Here is a 15,410-nt window from a genome sequence, read left to right on the forward strand (position 1 = left end):
GCCAACTTCGGCTTTCCGGGGCGCACCGCATCGAGCGTGGAGGGCTCGGAGACGGAGAACGGTCACCCCCAGGGCTCAAGGCATGGCCAAGGTCCGGGCCAAGTGCGCATAGACCGCCCCGACACGCCTCAGATGCCGCGACTCCGGATGCGTCAGCAGCCACAGCTCGGTCTCGCATTCGTCCAGTGGGTCGGTCAGGCGCATGACGTCCTTGCGGCCGTCGGCAAGAAACAGGGGAACGATGCCCACGCCCATGCCGAGCGCCACCAGTTCCAGGACGGACAGGATGCTGTGCACCCGATAGCGCGGAACAGCCTTTGGAAAGTGGCGCTTGCGCCAGACCACGGACGGATGCTCGGGCAAGGCGTCGTCCGGCGCGATCCAGTCCACTCTCCCTGAATCGACCTCGTCGAAGCTGCGCACCGCCCCTCGCCGCGCGGTATAGAGCGCAACGCGAATCGGCCCGACGTTCTTGCCGACAAGGTGCTGAGGCGGCCGCTTGGTGGCGCGAACAGCGATGTCAGCGTCGCGCCGCGTCAAGCTCGCCAGTTCGTTTCCCGTGTGGATCTCGAAGTCCAGATGCGGGTGGGCCTCGTGCAGGCCGTGCAGCGCCGGGGCGACGAGACCATGCAAGACCGTATCGGTGGTGGTGATGCGCACCGTGCCGGAGATTCGTGACGGCGCGGAGTCGACGCTCGAGCGTGCGGCCTCCAGGGCCGATTCCACCTGCTCGGCTTGGGCAGCGAGTTCGGTCGCCAGATCGTTGGCGAGGTAGCCCGAGCGGCTGCGTTCAAAAAGGGAGCGGCCCAGGCCGCGCTCGATGCGCTGCAGGGCCCGGAACACCGTAGAGGCATCGATCCCCAAGCGCTCTCCCGCGCGGGCGAGCGAACCGCCACGGACCAGGGCGAGGATCACTTCCAGATCGTTTGGTGTGATTTTGTATTGCATATTCGCAATCAGAGTGTGCAGCATAGTCTATTTTCATTTCGATATCGCAGTCACACACTTCCGGCGTCCACAACATTTCAGGAGTCGCTTCATGGATCTCTCAAACTCATCCCCTGCGGCCTACGGGGTCACCCTGCTTCGGGTCAGCCTGGGCGTCATGTGGGTTGCCCACGCGCTGCTCAAGCTGCTTGTCTTCACCCTGCCGGGTACGGCGCAGTTCTTCGTCAGCGTCGGCTTCCCGGGCTTCCTCGCCTACCCGGTCTTTGCGACGGAGCTGCTGGGCGGGATCGCGCTGGTGCTGGGCGTTTATGCGCGCCAGACGGCCCTTGCGCTTGTGCCAGTGATGGCCGTGGCGGCCTGGGTGCACTGGCCCAATGGCTGGGTCCACACCAGCGCCGGCGGCGGCTGGGAATACCCGGTGTTTCTGATCGCGGCCTCGCTGTCGCTGTGGCTGCTGGGGGACGGGGCCGTGGCCCTCCGGCGCAGCGCGTGGCTCGCGCCCCGGCTCCAGGCAGCCTGATCCCGCCATCGACCTCCCTCCGAACCTATCTATCCAGGAGTCATCGTCATGACGCTCTACCTCGCCCCCGGGGCCTGCTCGCTCGCCGTCCACATCGCGCCCAGGGCGATCGGCGTTCCGTTCGAAGCTGTGATCGCCGACCTCACCCGCCCTGTCACCGCCGATGGCATCGACCACTTCAGCAGCTCGCCGCGCGGCTGCGTGCCCTTGCTGGAGCCAGACGACGGCACGCGCCAGGCCGCCCAGGACAAGCTGGCGACGCGCTTCGATGAGCTCGACGCGCTGCGTGCCGAAGGACTGTCGAGATGAGCGCGCCCCTGGTCCTCGTGTCGCACACGCTGTGCCCGTACGTGCAGCGTGCCGCCATCGTGCTGGCCGAGAAGGGCACGCCCTTCGAGCGGCGCGACATTGACCTCGCCCACAAGCCCGCGTGGTTCCTGAAGGTTTCACCGCTCGGCAAGACACCGGTGCTGCTGGTCGGCGACGAGGCCATCTTCGAATCGGCCGTCATCTGTGAGTACCTCGACGAGACCGCGCTGCCTCGTCTGCACCCGGCCAATGCGGTGCTGCGCGCTCAGCACCGTTCGTGGATGGAGTTCGGGTCGGCGCTGCTCAACCTGATCGGCGCGTTCTACAACGCCGCCGATGAACAGTCCCTCGGTGCCCGCGCCGCCGAGATCCGCGCCCGCTTCGGGCAGATGGAAGCGGCGCTCGGCGATGGCCCGTTCTTCGCCGGCGAGCATTTCTGCATCGTCGACGCTGTGTTTGGACCGGTCTTCCGCTACTTCGACGTCTTCGACGGCATCGGTGATTTTGGCTTCTGGCACGACTTGCCCAGATTGCAGCAATGGCGGAGCTCGCTCTCGAGTCGGCCGTCGGTGAGAGGGGCTGTTCGTCTGGACTATCCGGACTTGCTGCGGCAATTCCTGCTTGCACGGCACAGCGCGCTGTCACGGCGCATGTTGCCCGCGCCCGAGACGGCCTGAGCCGCCGGATCCTCGTTGCGGTGGCGTTGGCGGTCGGCTCTCGGCCGCTGCATGTCACCGCATAGGTCGACACGAACAGCGGGCCATCAAGTCACAGACCCGAACCTGAATGGCTGCGAACAGGTCCCAATGGCAAGGTCCGTTCCTGGCCGACTTCAGTCAGCCACTGGTGAGCGCGTTGACAGCCGATTGGTGGGGTTGCGCGGTCATGGGGTCGTGCGGGAAGATGGCGGCGTCCATCTTCCCGATGGCCGCAAGAGCGACACGTCGGTGCCCCCTTGATCATGAAAGCGCATGACCATGAAAACCACAGAACGCGAAGCCCTGTTCCAGGTGCTCGAGACGCGCTTCGAGAAGCACATGCACCGGCACGCCGGGACGGCGTGGTCGGACGTGCGCGCCCGACTGGAAGACCATCCCGATGCGCGGAGGTCCTTGCAAGCGATGGAGGCCAGCGGCGGTGAGCCGGACGTTTGGGGCGATGCCAATGAATCTGGTCAGGTGGTCTTCTGTGACTGCTCCCCGGAAAGCCCCACAGGGCGCAGAAGCACCTGTTACGACGCCGAAGCGCGTGCCGCCCGCAAGGAGAACAAACCCGAGAGCAGCGCGGGCGAGATGGCGGCCGCGATGGGCATCGAGCTGCTGACGGAAGAGCAGTACCGGGCGCTTCAACAGCTCGGTGAGTTTGATCTGAAGACGTCCAGCTGGCTTCAGACGCCGCCCGATGTCAGGGCGCTCGGAGGGGCGCTCTTCGGTGACCGGCGCTATGGCCGGGTGTTCGTCTATCACAACGGCGTGCAGTCGTATTACGCCGCCCGGGGCTTCCGGGGCCTGCTTCGGGTGTGAATCCGGGGAGATCAGGATGAAGACGGTCCTGACATCGGCGACGGATCCCGGTGAATACACCGCCTGTCTGAGCGGCTGGCAACACAGCTCACCGAGGCCTCTAAACTCAGCCGCATGACCGGCGATGCAAAGGTCGCCGGCCCGTCCTCCACGGATTCATAGCCTCGTTGCCAAGGAGCCATCGATGTCCATCAAAAAAGCGCTGGTCTTTGTTTTGCTGGCAAGCGCCTGTGTGGTGGCCGCAGCAGAGGACGCACGGGATCGCAAGTTCATCAGCAAGGGCATGCACGAGGGCGAGGTGCTGTTCAAGATCGGGAAGCCCGACCACGAGGCTTTCGTGAAGAACTTCAAAGGGCAGCCGGAGGAGAAGACCTGGACCTACTTTCCCCACGTCCGGGATCCCCAGACGATCACCATCCTGACCTTGCGGGCGGGTGTGGTGGCCGAGATTGAACGCAAGATTGCCCGGTAGGCCCTGGCCCCAACCGCGCGCCATGAGCAACCCCGTCACGAATCTCGCTCAGCTGCTTCAAACCATGCGGCCCGCGCTGAACGAGGGGGTCTATGTCTTCGCTTCTGTCTCGCCAGACACGGATACCCGCTCACTGGAGCCGTTGGCCACGTTTCGGGAAGCGGAAGGCCTCACGCTGATCGTTGAGGAAGAGCGGGCGCTGAAGGCGGGGCTGCCCGTCCTGTTCCGGGCCGCGTGGATCACGCTCACGGTGCATTCCGATCTCCAGGCCGTGGGCCTCACCGCCGCCGTCGCCAGCGCGTTGGCCCAGGCCCACATCAGCTGCAACGTCGTGGCGGCAGCGTTTCACGACCACCTCTTTGTACCCGTCGAGTCGGGGGGCGAAGCGCTGGCCGTGCTGCAGCGGCTTCAACGGCGCAGCAGCGCCAGCACCGAGCCGCCGGTCGGCTGACGCCCGACGCTTTTTGTTGAGCGCTTGCGCGGTCGAACTGCAGCGTCTTCAGCGCCGCGCCAGATCGTCCAGCAGGAAGCGCGCCGTCGCCACGTTGGTCGCACACGGCACGTTGTGCACATCGCAGGCACGCAGCAGCGCGCTGATGTCGGGCTCGTGGGGCTGGGCGGTCATGGGGTCGCGCAGGAAGATCACGCAGTCCACCTCGCCCATGGCGAGGCGGGAGCCGATCTGCAGGTCGCCGCCCAGCGGACCGCTGAGCAGGCGCTCCACGTTCAAGCCCACTTCGGATTGAAGACGCCCGCCGGTGGTGCCGGTGCCCATGAGCGTGTGTTGTCGCAGCAGGGCCACGAACTCGCTGGCCAGGGCCACGATGGCGTCTTTCTTCTTGTCGTGGGCGATGAGGGCGATGCGCATGGTCGGGAAAGGTGTATTGGGTTCAGGAACGCCGAGGAACCGGCTTTGCCGTGCCTCAGGCGTTGCCCCCGGCAGGGGGGAGGTGCGAAGCACCGCGGGGGGTTTCCATTTGTTTCGCCATCGTCTTGCCCAGCTCCACGCCCCACTGGTCGTAGGCGTTGATGCCCCAGATGGCGGCTTGCGTGAAGACCTTGTGTTCGTACAGCGCAATGAGTGCGCCCAGGCTGTGCGGGGTGAGCGCGTCGAGCCAGATGGTGCTGCTGGGCACGTCGCCCTTGAAGCTGCGCTGGCTCACGAACACCTCGGCCTGCTCGACGCTCATGCCTTCGGCCATGAGCGCCTGCAGGGTGGAGGCTTCGTCGCGGCCAACGGCCAGGGCCTGGGCCTGCGCGCGCAGGTTGAGGTTGACCACGCGGTGGTGTTCGGCGGCCAGGGGCAGGGGCGTGTCTTCGTTCAGCACGCCGACGAATTCCACCGGCACGCGGTGTGTGCCCTGGTGCAGCAGCTGGAAGTAGGCGTGTTGTCCGTCGATGCCGAGGCCGCCCCAGATGATGGGGCCGGTGTCGGTGTTGCAGGGCTGGCCGTCCTTGCGGATGCGCTTGCCGTTGCTTTCCATGTCCATCTGTTGCACGAAGGGCGCGAAGCGCACCAGGCGGCTGGGGTAGGTGGAGAGCAGCTGGGTGGGGCAGAGCAGGAAGTTGCGGTTCCACACGCCGCTCATGGCGAGGATGACGGGCAGGTTCTTGTCCAGCGGGGCCGAGCGGAAGTGCGCGTCCATGGCCTGGCCGCCGGCGAGGAATTCGCGGAAGGCCTTCGAGCCGATGGCGATCGCGAGCGGCAGGCCGAGCGCGGACCACAGCGAATAACGGCCGCCGACCCAGTCCCAGAAGGTGAAGGTGTGCTCTGCCGGGTAGCCGGCGGCACCGGACTTCTGCGGCGCGGCGGTGATGGCGACCAGGTGCGGGCTCTGCGCGGCGCCTTCGATACCGGCGTCCTGCAGCCAGCGCCGCGCGGACGCGGCGTTGGTCATGGTTTCCTGCGTGGTGAAGGTCTTGCTGGCCACGATGATCAGCGTGGTCAGCGGGTCCAGACCGCGCAGCGTGCTGTGCAGCGCCCAGGCGTCGGGGTTGCTGACGAAGTGCACGCGCACGCCGCTCTTGCCGTCGCTGCACAGCGGTGCCAGTGCGTCCGCCGCCATGCGGGGCCCAAGGTCGGAGCCGCCGATGCCGATGTTCACCACGTCGGTGATGGCCAGGCCGGTGCTGCCTTTCACGGAGCCCGAACGCACGCGGTCGGCAAAGGCGCAGACACGGTCCAGCTCGCTTTGCACCTGCTGCTGGATGTCCGCACCCCAGGGCGCATCGCTGCCGCTGGCGCCGGGCGTGCCGCGCAGCGCCACGTGCAACACGGCGCGCTGTTCGGAGGTGTTGATCACGTCACCGCGGAACATGGCGTCGCGCTGGCGCTCCACGCCGGCCTGGCGGGCCAGGTCCATGAGCGCGTCCCACACGGTGCTGTCCAGCGCCTGGCGGCTGAAGTCGATCCGGATGCCGGTGCTGGCGGCGCTGGCCTGCATCTGCTGCTCTCGGCCGGGCTCGGCAAGGCGGTCGCGCAGGTGGGGTTGCGGGGCGGCGGCCAGGGTGGCGAGCTGCTGCCAGACGGGGAGGGTGGTGGGGGAGGGGGAAAGAGTGCTCATGGGGGCTTCCAATTCACTGCAGAGTTTCGCATGAGGCGTTGAGCCGGGATGCCGCTGAACCGGCTTCGCCGGGCCGCTGGCATCGCGGTGATCCGAAGCGGCGCGGGGGGAGGGGATTACCCCGCGGCGAGTTCGGTCGCTCCGCGCGCCAGCTGGGTGATGCGTTTCCAGTCGCCCGCCGCCAGCGCCTCGGCCGGCGTCAGCCAGCTGCCGCCGGCCATGGCCACGTTGGGCAGCTTCAGGAAGTCTTTCAGGTTCTCGGGGCTGACACCACCGGTGGGGCAGAACATCACGTCCGGGAGCGGTGCGCCCAGTGCCTTGAGCATGCCCAGGCCGCCGGCCTGTTGCGCGGGGAACAGTTTCATGAGGCTGAAGCCCTGTTCGCGGCGGTGCATGACCTCGCCGGGCGTCATCACGCCGGGGATGAAGGGCAGCTTGGCGGCCTTGACGGCTTCGACCAGCGCATCGGTGGCGCCGGGGGAGAGGGCGAAGGTGGCGCCGGCGTCGATCACGCGCTGCACTTCGGCCACGCGGGTCACGGTGCCCGCGCCCAGGTGCATCTGCGGCACGGCCTTGGCCACGGCTTCGATCGAAGCGAGTGCAGCGTCGGAGCGCAGGGTGATCTCCATCACGTCGATGCCGCCCTCAAGCAGCGCATGGGCCAACGGCACGGCGTGGGCCGGGTCGCTGAGCACGATGACGGGCACGACGCGGGATTTGAAAGCGGGACGGGTGAAGCAGGTGGTGGTCATGGTGGGGGTCCAGTTCAAGGGCGGTCGCCAAACAGGGGGGACGCGCCAGATTCGGCGGTGCTCGCATGGGTGCGGAACAGGCCAAACAGCTCGCGGCCGGTGCCGTGTTCGTTGTGGCTGAGATCGGGGTGCACGGCGCTGCGCGCGGCCAGCGTGGCGGCGTCCACTTCCAGCTCCAGCACGCCGCGCTCGCAGTCGAGCGTGATCCAGTCGCCGTCCATCACGCGCGCGATCGGGCCGTCGGCCAGGGCTTCGGGGCTGAGGTGGATGGCGGCGGGCACCTTGCCCGAGGCGCCGCTCATGCGGCCGTCGGTGACGAGCGCGACCTTGAAGCCTTTGTCCTGCAGCACGGCCAGCGGGGGCGTGAGCTTGTGCAGCTCGGGCATGCCGTTGGCGCGCGGGCCCTGGTAACGCACCACGGCGATCAGGTCCTTGTTGATCTTGTCGGCGTTGAACAGGGCCAGCAGATCCTGCTGGTCGCTCACCACCACGGCCTGCGCGCGCACCACGCGGTGCTCGGGCTTCACGGCCGAAACCTTGACCACGCTGCGGCCCAGGTTGCCCTGCAGCAGGCGCAGGCCGCCGTCGGCGCTGAAGGGTTCGCTCACCGGGCGCAACACGGCGGTGTCGCCGCTCACGGTGGGCACCGGGCGCCAGGCGAGCTGGCCGTCCTGCAGGCAGGGCTCGTTCGCGTAAGCGCCCAGACCCTGGCCCATGACGGTGGTCACGTCGCCGTGCAGCAGGCCGTTGGTCAGCAGTTCCTGCATCAGGAAACCCATGCCGCCGGCGGCGTGGAAGTGGTTCACGTCGGCGCTGCCGTTGGGGTAGACGCGGGCCAGCAGTGGCACGACCGCCGAGAGCTCGGCGAAGTCGTCCCAGTCGATCAGCACGCCGGCCGCGCGGGCCATGGCCACGAGGTGGATGGTGTGGTTGGTCGAGCCGCCGGTGGCGAGCAGGCCGATGATGCCGTTCACGATGGTCTTTTCGCTCACGATGTCGGCCATGCAGATGGCGGGCTCGCCGGTCTTGCCGGTGTTGGCCAGCGCGCGCTCCAGCGCGGCCTTGCTCAGCAGTTCACGCAGCTCGGTGCCCGGGTTCACGAACGACGCACCCGGCAGGTGCAGGCCCATGATCTCCATCAGCATCTGGTTGCTGTTGGCGGTGCCGTAAAACGTGCAGGTGCCAGGCGAGTGGTAGGCCTGGGCCTCGCTCTCCAGCAGCGCGTCGCGCCCGACCAGGCCCTGCGCGTACTGCTGGCGCACCTTGGCCTTGGCGTCGTTGGAGAGGCCGCTGGTCATGGGGCCGGCGGGCACGAACACGGTGCTGAGGTGGCCGAACTGCACCGAACCGATGAACAGGCCGGGCACGATCTTGTCGCAGATGCCGAGCATGAGCGCGGCGTCGAACACGTTGTGCGACAGACCCACGGCGGTGGCCAGCGCGATCACGTCGCGCGAGAACAGCGACAGCTCCATGCCGGCCGCACCCTGTGTGACGCCGTCGCACATGGCGGGCACGCCACCCGCCACCTGCGCCGTGGCGCCGAGTGCGCGCGCGTGGCCGCGGATCAGCTCGGGGTAGTGCTCGTAGGGCTGGTGCGCCGAGAGCATGTCGTTGTAGGCGGTGATCACGCCCACGTGCGGCGCGCGCTCGGCGTGGATCTTGAGCTTGTCGCTCGCGGGCAGGGCGGCCGTGGTGTGCGCCATGTTGGCGCAGCCCATGCCGCCGCGCTGTGTGCCGTTCTTGCGCTGTGCGGCCATGCTGGCGAGGTAGGCGCCGCGCGTGTCGGCGCTGCGTTCGGTGATGCGTTTCGTGACGCGTTCGATGGCGGGGTGCAGGGGCGTGGTCATGGGGATGTTCCTGTTCAATTCATCCAGACGCTCAAGGGCGTCTGAGTCTGGTTGATCACCAGCGAGATCGGAAGTGCCTCGTCGGCCTTTTGGGCGGCGCGGCGGTAAACGGCGAGCTTGTTTTCGCCGGTGATGGACAGCACCAGCTCGCGCGCGGCGAGCAGGGCGCTGAGGGTGAAGCTGATGCGTGCGTGGGGCGCGGTGTCGGGCACCACCCAGGCGAGGCGCTGGTCGGTGGCGATGGCGCGGGCGTAGCCGGGCGCGCCGGGGAACAGCGAGGCGGTGTGGGCGTCTTCGCCCATGCCGAGCACGACCACGTCCAGCGGCCAGGGCAGGGACCTGATGCGTTCTTCAGCGTCGCGCACCAGTGCGTCCAGCACCTCGGCGTTGAACGTCGGCGCGAGTTCGCGGAAGAACGGCAGGAAGCGGGCAGCCGAGGCGCGGCCTTGCAGCAGGTGGCGGACCACCAGGGCGGTGTTGCTGTCGGCGTGGTCGCGCGGGACCACGCGCTCGTCCGCCAGCGCGATGCTCACTTTCGACCAGTCCAGGTCCTGCTCGCGCAACGCTTCGAACAGGGGGATGGGCGACTTGCCGCCCGAGACCGCGAGGCTCGCCTGCCCGCGCGCGGCGATGGCGGCGCGCAGGGCGTTGGCGATGTGCTCCGCGAGGGCGGCGGGGGTGGCGTTGGGGTGTTCGGTCACCGCCATCAGGATTCCTCAACCCAAGAAGAACCCTCCCGCGCCATCAACGCCGACGACGCCGCCGGCCCCCAGCTGCCCGCCGTGTAGGCCTTGGGTTTTTCGTTCAGCTGCTGCCAGCCGTTGATGATGGGTTCGACCCAGGTCCAGGCCGCTTCGAGTTCGTCGCGGCGCATGAAGTGGGTGAGGCGGCCCTTGATGACGTCGATCAGCAGGCGCTCGTAAGCCTCGGCGCGGCGCTCGGAGAAGGCGGCTTCGAGGTCGAGGTTGAGGTTGACCGGGCGCAGCTTCATGCCGCTGCCGGGCTCCTTGGCCATCATCTGCAGCTGGATGTGTTCCTCGGGCTGCAGGCGGATCATCAGGCGGTTGACCGACTTGTGCGGCGAGTCGCCGAAGATGGTGAAGGGCAGGTCGGCGAACTCGATCACGATCTCCGACTGGCGTGCCGCCATGCGCTTGCCGGTGCGCAGGAAGATCGGCACGTTGGCCCAGCGCCAGTTGTTGATATGGGCCTTGAGCGCGACGAAGGTTTCGGTGCTGCTGTCGGGCGGGATGTTTTCTTCCTGCAGGTAGCCCACGGCGGCGTCGCCGTTGGAGGCGCCGGCGCTGTACTGGCCGCGCACGGTGTCGCGCGCCACGTCGGCGATGGCCATGGGGCGCAGCGAGCGCAGCACCTTGAGCTTTTCGTCGCGCACGGCGTCCGGGTCGAGCGACACCGGCGGCTCCATGGCCACGATGCACAGCAGCTGCAGCAGGTGGTTCTGCAACATGTCGCGCAGCGCGCCGGTGCCGTCGTAGAAGCCGGCCCGGCTGCCCACGCCCACGGCTTCGGCCACGGTGATCTGCACGCTCTTGATGTAGGGGCTGCGCCAGAGCGGCTCGAAGATGGTGTTGCCGAAGCGCAGGACCATCAGGTTCTGCACCGTTTCCTTGCCCAGGTAGTGGTCGATGCGGAAGATCTGCGATTCCTGGAAATGGCGGCCCACATCGATGTTGATCTGGCGCGCCGATTCGAGGTCGTGGCCGAGCGGCTTTTCCAGCACCACGCGCGAGCGTGCATCGATCAGGCCCGCACCACCGAGGTGTGCGCAGATGGCGGTGAACAGGCTGGGGGCGGTGGCCAGGTAATAGACGCGGTCGGAGCCGGCCTGCAGCTCGGCGCCCAGGCCCGGGTAGTCGCTGGCGTCGGTGGCGTCCACGCAGACGTAGGTCAGGCGGCGCACGAAGCTGCCCCAGGCGCTGTCGTTGTAGGCCTTGCTGCCGATGAAGCCGGGCACTTTTTCCTGGATGAAGGCCAGAAAGGCGGCACGGTCCCAGGCCTGGCGGCCCAGGGCATGGATGCGCGTGGACTCGGGCAGGTTGTTGTGCAGGTGGGCCATGTACAGCGCGGGCAGCAGCTTGCGCACCGAGAGGTCGCCCACACCACCAAAGATCACCAGATCGAGCGGGGCCTCAGGGGTTTGGGAGGGTGTGGATGTGGCCATGGGTCTAACTTTGTTACGCGATTTGATGGAGTTTAATGTAATCAAGTTACAAGCGGGTTTCTTTCTGCGCCAGGCGCCCCGGTAGCCATGCAATGTTCGTGCTGGCCAACAAGGTTCAAAGCGATCGGAACATGGGTCGCAGCGTGGCCACGCGTTCAACGACCTGGTCCCGGCTGGGGGGCACGCAGCCGGTCTGCATCACGCAGAGGCTGGCGCTGGCCACGGCACGGCCCAGGATGTGTTGCACGTCGTCGATGTCGAGCACCAGCTGATCGGCGCGGGCCGCGTTCTGCATGGCCGGGCGTTCGAGCAGGGCCACCAGCAGGCCGGCCAGGAAACAGTCGCCGGCGCCCACGGTGTCCACCACGGCGACCGGTGCCGACTCGGCGGCTTTCCAGCCCCGGCCGTCGCGGTGCAGCAGCACGGCGCCCTTGGGGCCCAGGGTGAGCGCCAGCCAGGTGGCCGAGGTGGCTTGCAGCAGTTCGCGCGCGGCGTCCAGCGGATCGGGCGCGGTGAACCCGAGCGTGACCAGATCGTCGTCGCTGACCTTGACGATGTGCGCCTGGCCGAGCGCGGCCATCACGCTGGCCTGGTAGGCGGCCATGTCGGGCACGATGGCCGGGCGCAGGTTGGCGTCCACCACCACGAGCCGGCCGGCAGCGCGCTGCGCCTGCAGCCAGGGCAGGTATTTGGGGCTGTCGTCGGCGACCAGGGCCAGGCAGCCGGTGACCGCCACCTTCAGGCCCGGCTGGGCCGCGCACTGCGCCGTCATGTCGGCGGCGTTGACCTGGCGGTCGGCCACACCGTCGCGGTAGAAGCTGTAGCTGGCCTTGCCTTCGGCGTCCAGACCGACCAGCGCGAGCGAGGTGGGTTCGTGCACCGGCGTCTCACGCGCCAGCGTCACGCGGGCCTCGTGGATCGCGTCGGCCATCAGGCGGCCAAAGCGGTCCTGCGAGAGCGGGTTGAGGTAGAGCGTGCCCACGCCCTGCAGCCCGAGCGCGCGGGTGAGGTTGTAGACCGCGCCACCGGCGCAGGGCCGCAACCGTCCGTCGGATTCCGTGATCATGTCGATGAGGGCTTCGCCGGCGGTGGCGACTTGAATGGGGGCAGATGAACTAGGGAAAACCATAACTAAATCCAGTTGATTTATTAACCTGAACCGAAATATAGTTCAGTCACTCCGCAGCAGACAGCGTGAAAACCCCAAGAGACTGACTGCCGAGCCTGTGTACCTTCCGCTCATCATCCATCCCTTCGAGGAGACATCCATGAAAAAACTCGCACCCGCCTTCGTGTTTTCCGCCCTGACGCTGGCCGTTGGCGTTGCCGCCGCCCAGTCGCAGCCCGTCATCGGCCTGATCACCAAGACCGAGTCCAACCCCTTCTTCGTGAAGATGAAAGAGGGCGCCACCGCCGAAGCCACCAAGCTCGGCGCCAAGCTGCTGTCGGCCGCGGGCAAGACCGACGGCGACAACGCCGGCCAGGTGACCGCGATGGAGAACATGATCGCCGCCGGCGCCAAGACCATCCTGATCACCCCCAGCGACGCCAAGGCCATCATCCCCGCCATCAAGCGCGCGCAGCAGCAGGGCGTGCAGGTGATCGCGCTGGACAGCCCGACCGACCCGGCCACCGCCGTGGACGGCCTGTTCGCCACCGACAACTACAAGGCCGGCGTGCTGATCGGTCAGTACGCCAAGGTGGCCATGGCGGGCAAGAAGCCGGTCATCGCCACGCTCGACCTGTTCCCGGGTCACCCGGTGGGCGCCCAGCGCCACAACGGCTTCCTGAAGGGCTTTGGCCTGACCGCCCCCGATGCCAAGAGCAACAACCTCGGCGGCGCCGCCGCGGGCGTGGTCTGCATGGCCGACAGCTTCGGTGACGCGGCCAAGGGCCAGACCGGCATGGAGAACTGCCTGCAGAAGAACCCCGGCATCAACCTGGTCTACACGATCAACGAACCCGCCGCCGCCGGTGCCTTCAAGGCGCTGAAGGCCGCCGGCAAGGAAAAAGACGTGGTCATCGTCTCGGTGGACGGCGGCTGCGCCGGCATCAAGGACGTGGGCGCCGGCGTGATCGCCGCGACCAGCCAGCAGTACCCGCTGAAGATGGCCGCCATGGGCGTGGCCGCGGGCGTGGAATACGCCAAGACCGGCAAGAAGGTCAGCGGCTACACCGACACCGGCGTGACCCTGATCGCGGGCAAGGCGGTGGCTGGCGTGGAGAGCAAAGACGTCAAGACCGGCATGGACCTGTGCTGGGGGAACAAGTAACTCCCCCCCTGCGCCGCTTTGCGGCTTCCCCCCTCTCTGGCGCCTTCGGCTTGGAGGGGGGACGGCACCTTGGGCCGGCGGAGCCGGACCCTTGGTGCCCCTGGTAGGGGACACCTCGTGCCTCGTTGCTTTTCGATTCGCTTGATTTGAGAGCCTGCTTCAGACGGGCCTTCGTTTGCACCACGCCTGCCCATGCAGCGTGATGCAGCATCTCTGTTTCTCTGATTGGACGGGCCACCGCCATGAACACCCTCAAAGCCAAACTTCCGCCCATGGGCACGCTCGGGCCGTTTATCGCCCTGATCTTTGCGTGCCTGTTTTTTGCCACGCAGAACGAGCGCTTCCTGACGCTGCAGAACTTCTCGCTGATCCTGCAGCAGGTGATGGTGGTGGGCACGATCGCCATCGGCCAGACCCTCATCATCCTGACCGCCGGCATCGACCTGTCGTGCGGCATGATCATGGCGCTGGGCTCCATCGTGATGACCAAGATGGGCGCCGATTTCGGCCTCTCCGCGCCGGTCGCGATCACGCTGGGCATCGCCGCCACGGCCGGCTTCGGCCTGATCAACGGCCTGCTCGTGACCAAGGCCAAGCTGCCGCCCTTCATCGTCACGCTGGGCACGCTGAACATCGCGTTCGCCATCACCCAGCTGTATTCGGGTTCGCAGACCGTCACCGAGGTGTCCGACGGCCTGACCTGGCTCGGCAACTCGTTCCGCATCGGTGAAACCAACATCCTCTACGGCGTGGTGCTGATGCTCGCGCTGTACCTGATCACCTGGCTGTTCCTGCGCGAAACCGCGCCGGGACGCCACATCTACGCCGTGGGCAACAGCCCCGAGGCCACCCGCCTGACCGGCATTTCCACCGACAAGGTGCTGCTGGGCGTGTACGTGCTGGCCGGCGTGTTCTACGGCCTGGCCTCGCTGCTGTCCGTGGCGCGCATCGGCGCCGGTGACCCGAACGCCGGGCAGACCGAAAACCTCGACGCCATCACCGCCGTGGTGCTGGGCGGCACCAGCCTGTTCGGTGGCCGCGGCATCATTTTGGGCACCCTGGTGGGCGCGCTGATCGTGGGCGTGTTCCGCAACGGCCTGACGCTCATGGGCGTGTCGTCCGTTTACCAGATTCTCGTTACCGGCATCCTCGTCATATTGGCTGTGATGACCGACCAGATGTCCCGCAAAGGAGTCCGTTGATGTCTACCGCACCCAACGCTCAAAGCCCGCTCGTGATCCAGGCCAAGGGCCTCGTCAAGCGCTACGGCCAGGTCACCGCGCTCGACGGCGCCGACTTCGAACTGCGTGCCGGGGAAATCCTGGCCGTGATCGGCGACAACGGCGCCGGCAAGTCCTCGCTGATCAAGTGCCTCGCCGGCGCCACGATCCCCGACGAAGGCGAGATCTACCTCGACGGCGCCCGCGCCCACTTCAAGAGCCCGATCGACGCACGCCGCGCCGGCATCGAAACCGTGTACCAGGACCTCGCCGTGGCCCCGGCCATGACGATCGCCGAGAACCTGTTCCTCGGCCGCGAGATCCGCCGCGCCGGCTTCCTCGGCAGCGTGCTGCAGATGATCGACAAGAAGAAGATGCTGGAAGAAAGCATCGCGCGCATGAACGACCTGAAGGTCGGCATCCGCTCCATGACGCAGGCGGTGGAAACGCTCTCGGGCGGCCAGCGCCAGTGCGTGGCCGTGGCCCGCGCCGCGGCCTTCGCGCAGCACGTGGTGATCATGGACGAACCCACCGCCGCGCTGGGCGTGAAGGAGGGCAACATGGTGCTCGAACTCATCCGCCGCGTGCGCGACAAGGGCCTGCCCGTGATCCTGATCAGCCACAACATGCCGCACGTGTTCGAGATCGCCGACCGCATCCACATCGCCCGCCTGGGCAGACGCGCGGCGGTGGTGGACCCGAAGAACATCAGCATGAGCGACACCGTGGCCGTGATGACCGGTGCCAAGTCGGTGGACGATCTGCCACCCGAAGCGCTGGCGCACTGAAAGAAAAAA

Annotated in this window: 17 protein-coding genes; 9 read left to right on the plus strand and 8 right to left on the minus strand. The window is 67.3% G+C overall.

Annotation, left to right across the window (positions count from 1 at the left end):
• Positions 1-75 precede the first annotated feature (75 nt).
• The gene (locus ACN5W5_RS19070; protein ID WP_420050199.1) at positions 76-960 is read right to left on the minus strand and encodes a LysR family transcriptional regulator; all 885 of its coding nucleotides are present in this window, start codon (positions 958-960) and stop codon (positions 76-78) included.
• A 79-nt stretch (positions 961-1,039) separates the two neighbouring features.
• On the opposite strand from ACN5W5_RS19070, the gene ACN5W5_RS19075 reads away from it, so the two are divergent.
• The 6 genes from ACN5W5_RS19075 to ACN5W5_RS19100 all read left to right on the plus strand — a co-directional run bounded on the left by ACN5W5_RS19075 (position 1,040) and on the right by ACN5W5_RS19100 (position 4,223).
• Positions 1,040-1,468 carry a DoxX family protein gene (locus tag ACN5W5_RS19075; protein ID WP_420050041.1) on the plus strand — a complete coding sequence of 143 codons (429 nt, stop codon included), beginning with the start codon at positions 1,040-1,042 and terminating at the stop codon, positions 1,466-1,468.
• Between the two features lie 48 nt (positions 1,469-1,516).
• Positions 1,517-1,777, plus strand: a complete 261-nt coding sequence (locus ACN5W5_RS19080; RefSeq protein WP_420050042.1) for a hypothetical protein — start codon at positions 1,517-1,519, stop codon at positions 1,775-1,777.
• Positions 1,774-2,454 (plus strand): glutathione S-transferase family protein, encoded by a 681-nt coding sequence (locus ACN5W5_RS19085; protein ID WP_420050043.1) that lies wholly within the window; start codon positions 1,774-1,776, stop codon positions 2,452-2,454. The genes ACN5W5_RS19080 and ACN5W5_RS19085 overlap by 4 nt, the downstream gene beginning before the upstream one ends.
• A gap of 294 nt (positions 2,455-2,748) precedes the next feature.
• Positions 2,749-3,300 carry a DUF4256 domain-containing protein gene (locus ACN5W5_RS19090; protein WP_420050044.1) on the plus strand — a complete coding sequence of 184 codons (552 nt, stop codon included), beginning with the start codon at positions 2,749-2,751 and terminating at the stop codon, positions 3,298-3,300.
• Between the two features lie 184 nt (positions 3,301-3,484).
• Positions 3,485-3,772: a hypothetical protein gene (locus tag ACN5W5_RS19095; protein ID WP_420050045.1), complete on the plus strand. Its 288-nt coding sequence runs from the start codon at positions 3,485-3,487 to the stop codon at positions 3,770-3,772.
• A 22-nt stretch (positions 3,773-3,794) separates the two neighbouring features.
• Complete coding sequence (locus ACN5W5_RS19100) at positions 3,795-4,223, plus strand: ACT domain-containing protein (protein ID WP_420050046.1); 429 nt, start codon at positions 3,795-3,797, stop codon at positions 4,221-4,223.
• 48 nt (positions 4,224-4,271) lie between these two features.
• On the opposite strand, the gene ACN5W5_RS19105 is transcribed toward ACN5W5_RS19100, so the two are convergent.
• The 7 genes from ACN5W5_RS19105 to ACN5W5_RS19135 all read right to left on the minus strand — a co-directional run bounded on the left by ACN5W5_RS19105 (position 4,272) and on the right by ACN5W5_RS19135 (position 12,249).
• A complete protein-coding gene (locus ACN5W5_RS19105; RefSeq protein ID WP_420050047.1) occupies positions 4,272-4,640 on the minus strand; it encodes a methylglyoxal synthase in 369 nt (122 codons plus the stop codon).
• A 55-nt stretch (positions 4,641-4,695) separates the two neighbouring features.
• Entirely contained in the window at positions 4,696-6,336 is a 1,641-nt protein-coding gene (gene pgi / locus ACN5W5_RS19110; protein ID WP_420050048.1) for a glucose-6-phosphate isomerase, read from the minus strand.
• Positions 6,337-6,452: 116 nt separating this feature from the next.
• Positions 6,453-7,088: a bifunctional 4-hydroxy-2-oxoglutarate aldolase/2-dehydro-3-deoxy-phosphogluconate aldolase gene (locus ACN5W5_RS19115; RefSeq protein ID WP_420050049.1), complete on the minus strand. Its 636-nt coding sequence runs from the start codon at positions 7,086-7,088 to the stop codon at positions 6,453-6,455.
• 14 nt (positions 7,089-7,102) lie between these two features.
• Complete coding sequence (gene edd / locus ACN5W5_RS19120; RefSeq protein ID WP_420050050.1) at positions 7,103-8,938, minus strand: phosphogluconate dehydratase; 1,836 nt, start codon at positions 8,936-8,938, stop codon at positions 7,103-7,105.
• A gap of 14 nt (positions 8,939-8,952) precedes the next feature.
• Positions 8,953-9,645 carry a 6-phosphogluconolactonase gene (gene pgl, locus ACN5W5_RS19125; RefSeq protein ID WP_420050051.1) on the minus strand — a complete coding sequence of 231 codons (693 nt, stop codon included), beginning with the start codon at positions 9,643-9,645 and terminating at the stop codon, positions 8,953-8,955.
• Complete coding sequence (gene zwf, locus ACN5W5_RS19130; RefSeq protein WP_420050052.1) at positions 9,645-11,120, minus strand: glucose-6-phosphate dehydrogenase; 1,476 nt, start codon at positions 11,118-11,120, stop codon at positions 9,645-9,647. Before zwf ends, pgl begins: the two co-directional genes overlap by 1 nt.
• 115 nt (positions 11,121-11,235) lie before the next feature.
• The gene (locus ACN5W5_RS19135) at positions 11,236-12,249 is read right to left on the minus strand and encodes a PfkB family carbohydrate kinase (RefSeq protein ID WP_420050053.1); all 1,014 of its coding nucleotides are present in this window, start codon (positions 12,247-12,249) and stop codon (positions 11,236-11,238) included.
• Positions 12,250-12,388: 139 nt separating this feature from the next.
• Between ACN5W5_RS19135 and ACN5W5_RS19140 the strand changes: the two genes are divergently transcribed.
• From ACN5W5_RS19140 to ACN5W5_RS19150, 3 genes are all read left to right on the plus strand, one after another.
• Positions 12,389-13,393 carry a sugar ABC transporter substrate-binding protein gene (locus tag ACN5W5_RS19140; RefSeq protein ID WP_420050054.1) on the plus strand — a complete coding sequence of 335 codons (1,005 nt, stop codon included), beginning with the start codon at positions 12,389-12,391 and terminating at the stop codon, positions 13,391-13,393.
• 242 nt (positions 13,394-13,635) lie between these two features.
• Positions 13,636-14,595, plus strand: coding sequence for an ABC transporter permease (locus tag ACN5W5_RS19145; protein ID WP_210828063.1), 960 nt, complete (start codon positions 13,636-13,638; stop codon positions 14,593-14,595).
• Positions 14,595-15,401, plus strand: a complete 807-nt coding sequence (locus tag ACN5W5_RS19150; RefSeq protein WP_420050055.1) for an ATP-binding cassette domain-containing protein — start codon at positions 14,595-14,597, stop codon at positions 15,399-15,401. Before ACN5W5_RS19145 ends, ACN5W5_RS19150 begins: the two co-directional genes overlap by 1 nt.
• The last annotated feature ends 9 nt before the right edge of the window (positions 15,402-15,410 follow it).

Origin of the sequence: Hydrogenophaga sp. ZJX-1, assembly GCF_048590325.1 — a bacterium.
GTDB lineage: Bacteria > Pseudomonadota > Gammaproteobacteria > Burkholderiales > Burkholderiaceae_C > Hydrogenophaga.

What these genes read in the sequence shown, in the direction of transcription:
- ACN5W5_RS19080 (WP_420050042.1), top strand. Translation starts at nt 1,517, where the DNA reads ATGACGCTCTACCTCGCCCCCGGGGCCTGCTCGCTCGCCGTCCACATC.
- edd (WP_420050050.1), bottom strand. Translation starts at nt 8,938, where the DNA reads ATGACCACGCCCCTGCACCCCGCCATCGAACGCGTCACGAAACGCATC.
- ACN5W5_RS19085 (WP_420050043.1), top strand. Translation starts at nt 1,774, where the DNA reads ATGAGCGCGCCCCTGGTCCTCGTGTCGCACACGCTGTGCCCGTACGTG.
- ACN5W5_RS19075 (WP_420050041.1), top strand. Translation starts at nt 1,040, where the DNA reads ATGGATCTCTCAAACTCATCCCCTGCGGCCTACGGGGTCACCCTGCTT.
- ACN5W5_RS19145 (WP_210828063.1), top strand. Translation starts at nt 13,636, where the DNA reads ATGAACACCCTCAAAGCCAAACTTCCGCCCATGGGCACGCTCGGGCCG.
- ACN5W5_RS19150 (WP_420050055.1), top strand. Translation starts at nt 14,595, where the DNA reads ATGTCTACCGCACCCAACGCTCAAAGCCCGCTCGTGATCCAGGCCAAG.
- ACN5W5_RS19105 (WP_420050047.1), bottom strand. Translation starts at nt 4,640, where the DNA reads ATGCGCATCGCCCTCATCGCCCACGACAAGAAGAAAGACGCCATCGTG.
- ACN5W5_RS19100 (WP_420050046.1), top strand. Translation starts at nt 3,795, where the DNA reads ATGAGCAACCCCGTCACGAATCTCGCTCAGCTGCTTCAAACCATGCGG.
- ACN5W5_RS19095 (WP_420050045.1), top strand. Translation starts at nt 3,485, where the DNA reads ATGTCCATCAAAAAAGCGCTGGTCTTTGTTTTGCTGGCAAGCGCCTGT.
- pgi (WP_420050048.1), bottom strand. Translation starts at nt 6,336, where the DNA reads ATGAGCACTCTTTCCCCCTCCCCCACCACCCTCCCCGTCTGGCAGCAG.
- pgl (WP_420050051.1), bottom strand. Translation starts at nt 9,645, where the DNA reads ATGGCGGTGACCGAACACCCCAACGCCACCCCCGCCGCCCTCGCGGAG.
- zwf (WP_420050052.1), bottom strand. Translation starts at nt 11,120, where the DNA reads ATGGCCACATCCACACCCTCCCAAACCCCTGAGGCCCCGCTCGATCTG.
- ACN5W5_RS19140 (WP_420050054.1), top strand. Translation starts at nt 12,389, where the DNA reads ATGAAAAAACTCGCACCCGCCTTCGTGTTTTCCGCCCTGACGCTGGCC.
- ACN5W5_RS19135 (WP_420050053.1), bottom strand. Translation starts at nt 12,249, where the DNA reads ATGGTTTTCCCTAGTTCATCTGCCCCCATTCAAGTCGCCACCGCCGGC.
- ACN5W5_RS19115 (WP_420050049.1), bottom strand. Translation starts at nt 7,088, where the DNA reads ATGACCACCACCTGCTTCACCCGTCCCGCTTTCAAATCCCGCGTCGTG.
- ACN5W5_RS19090 (WP_420050044.1), top strand. Translation starts at nt 2,749, where the DNA reads ATGACCATGAAAACCACAGAACGCGAAGCCCTGTTCCAGGTGCTCGAG.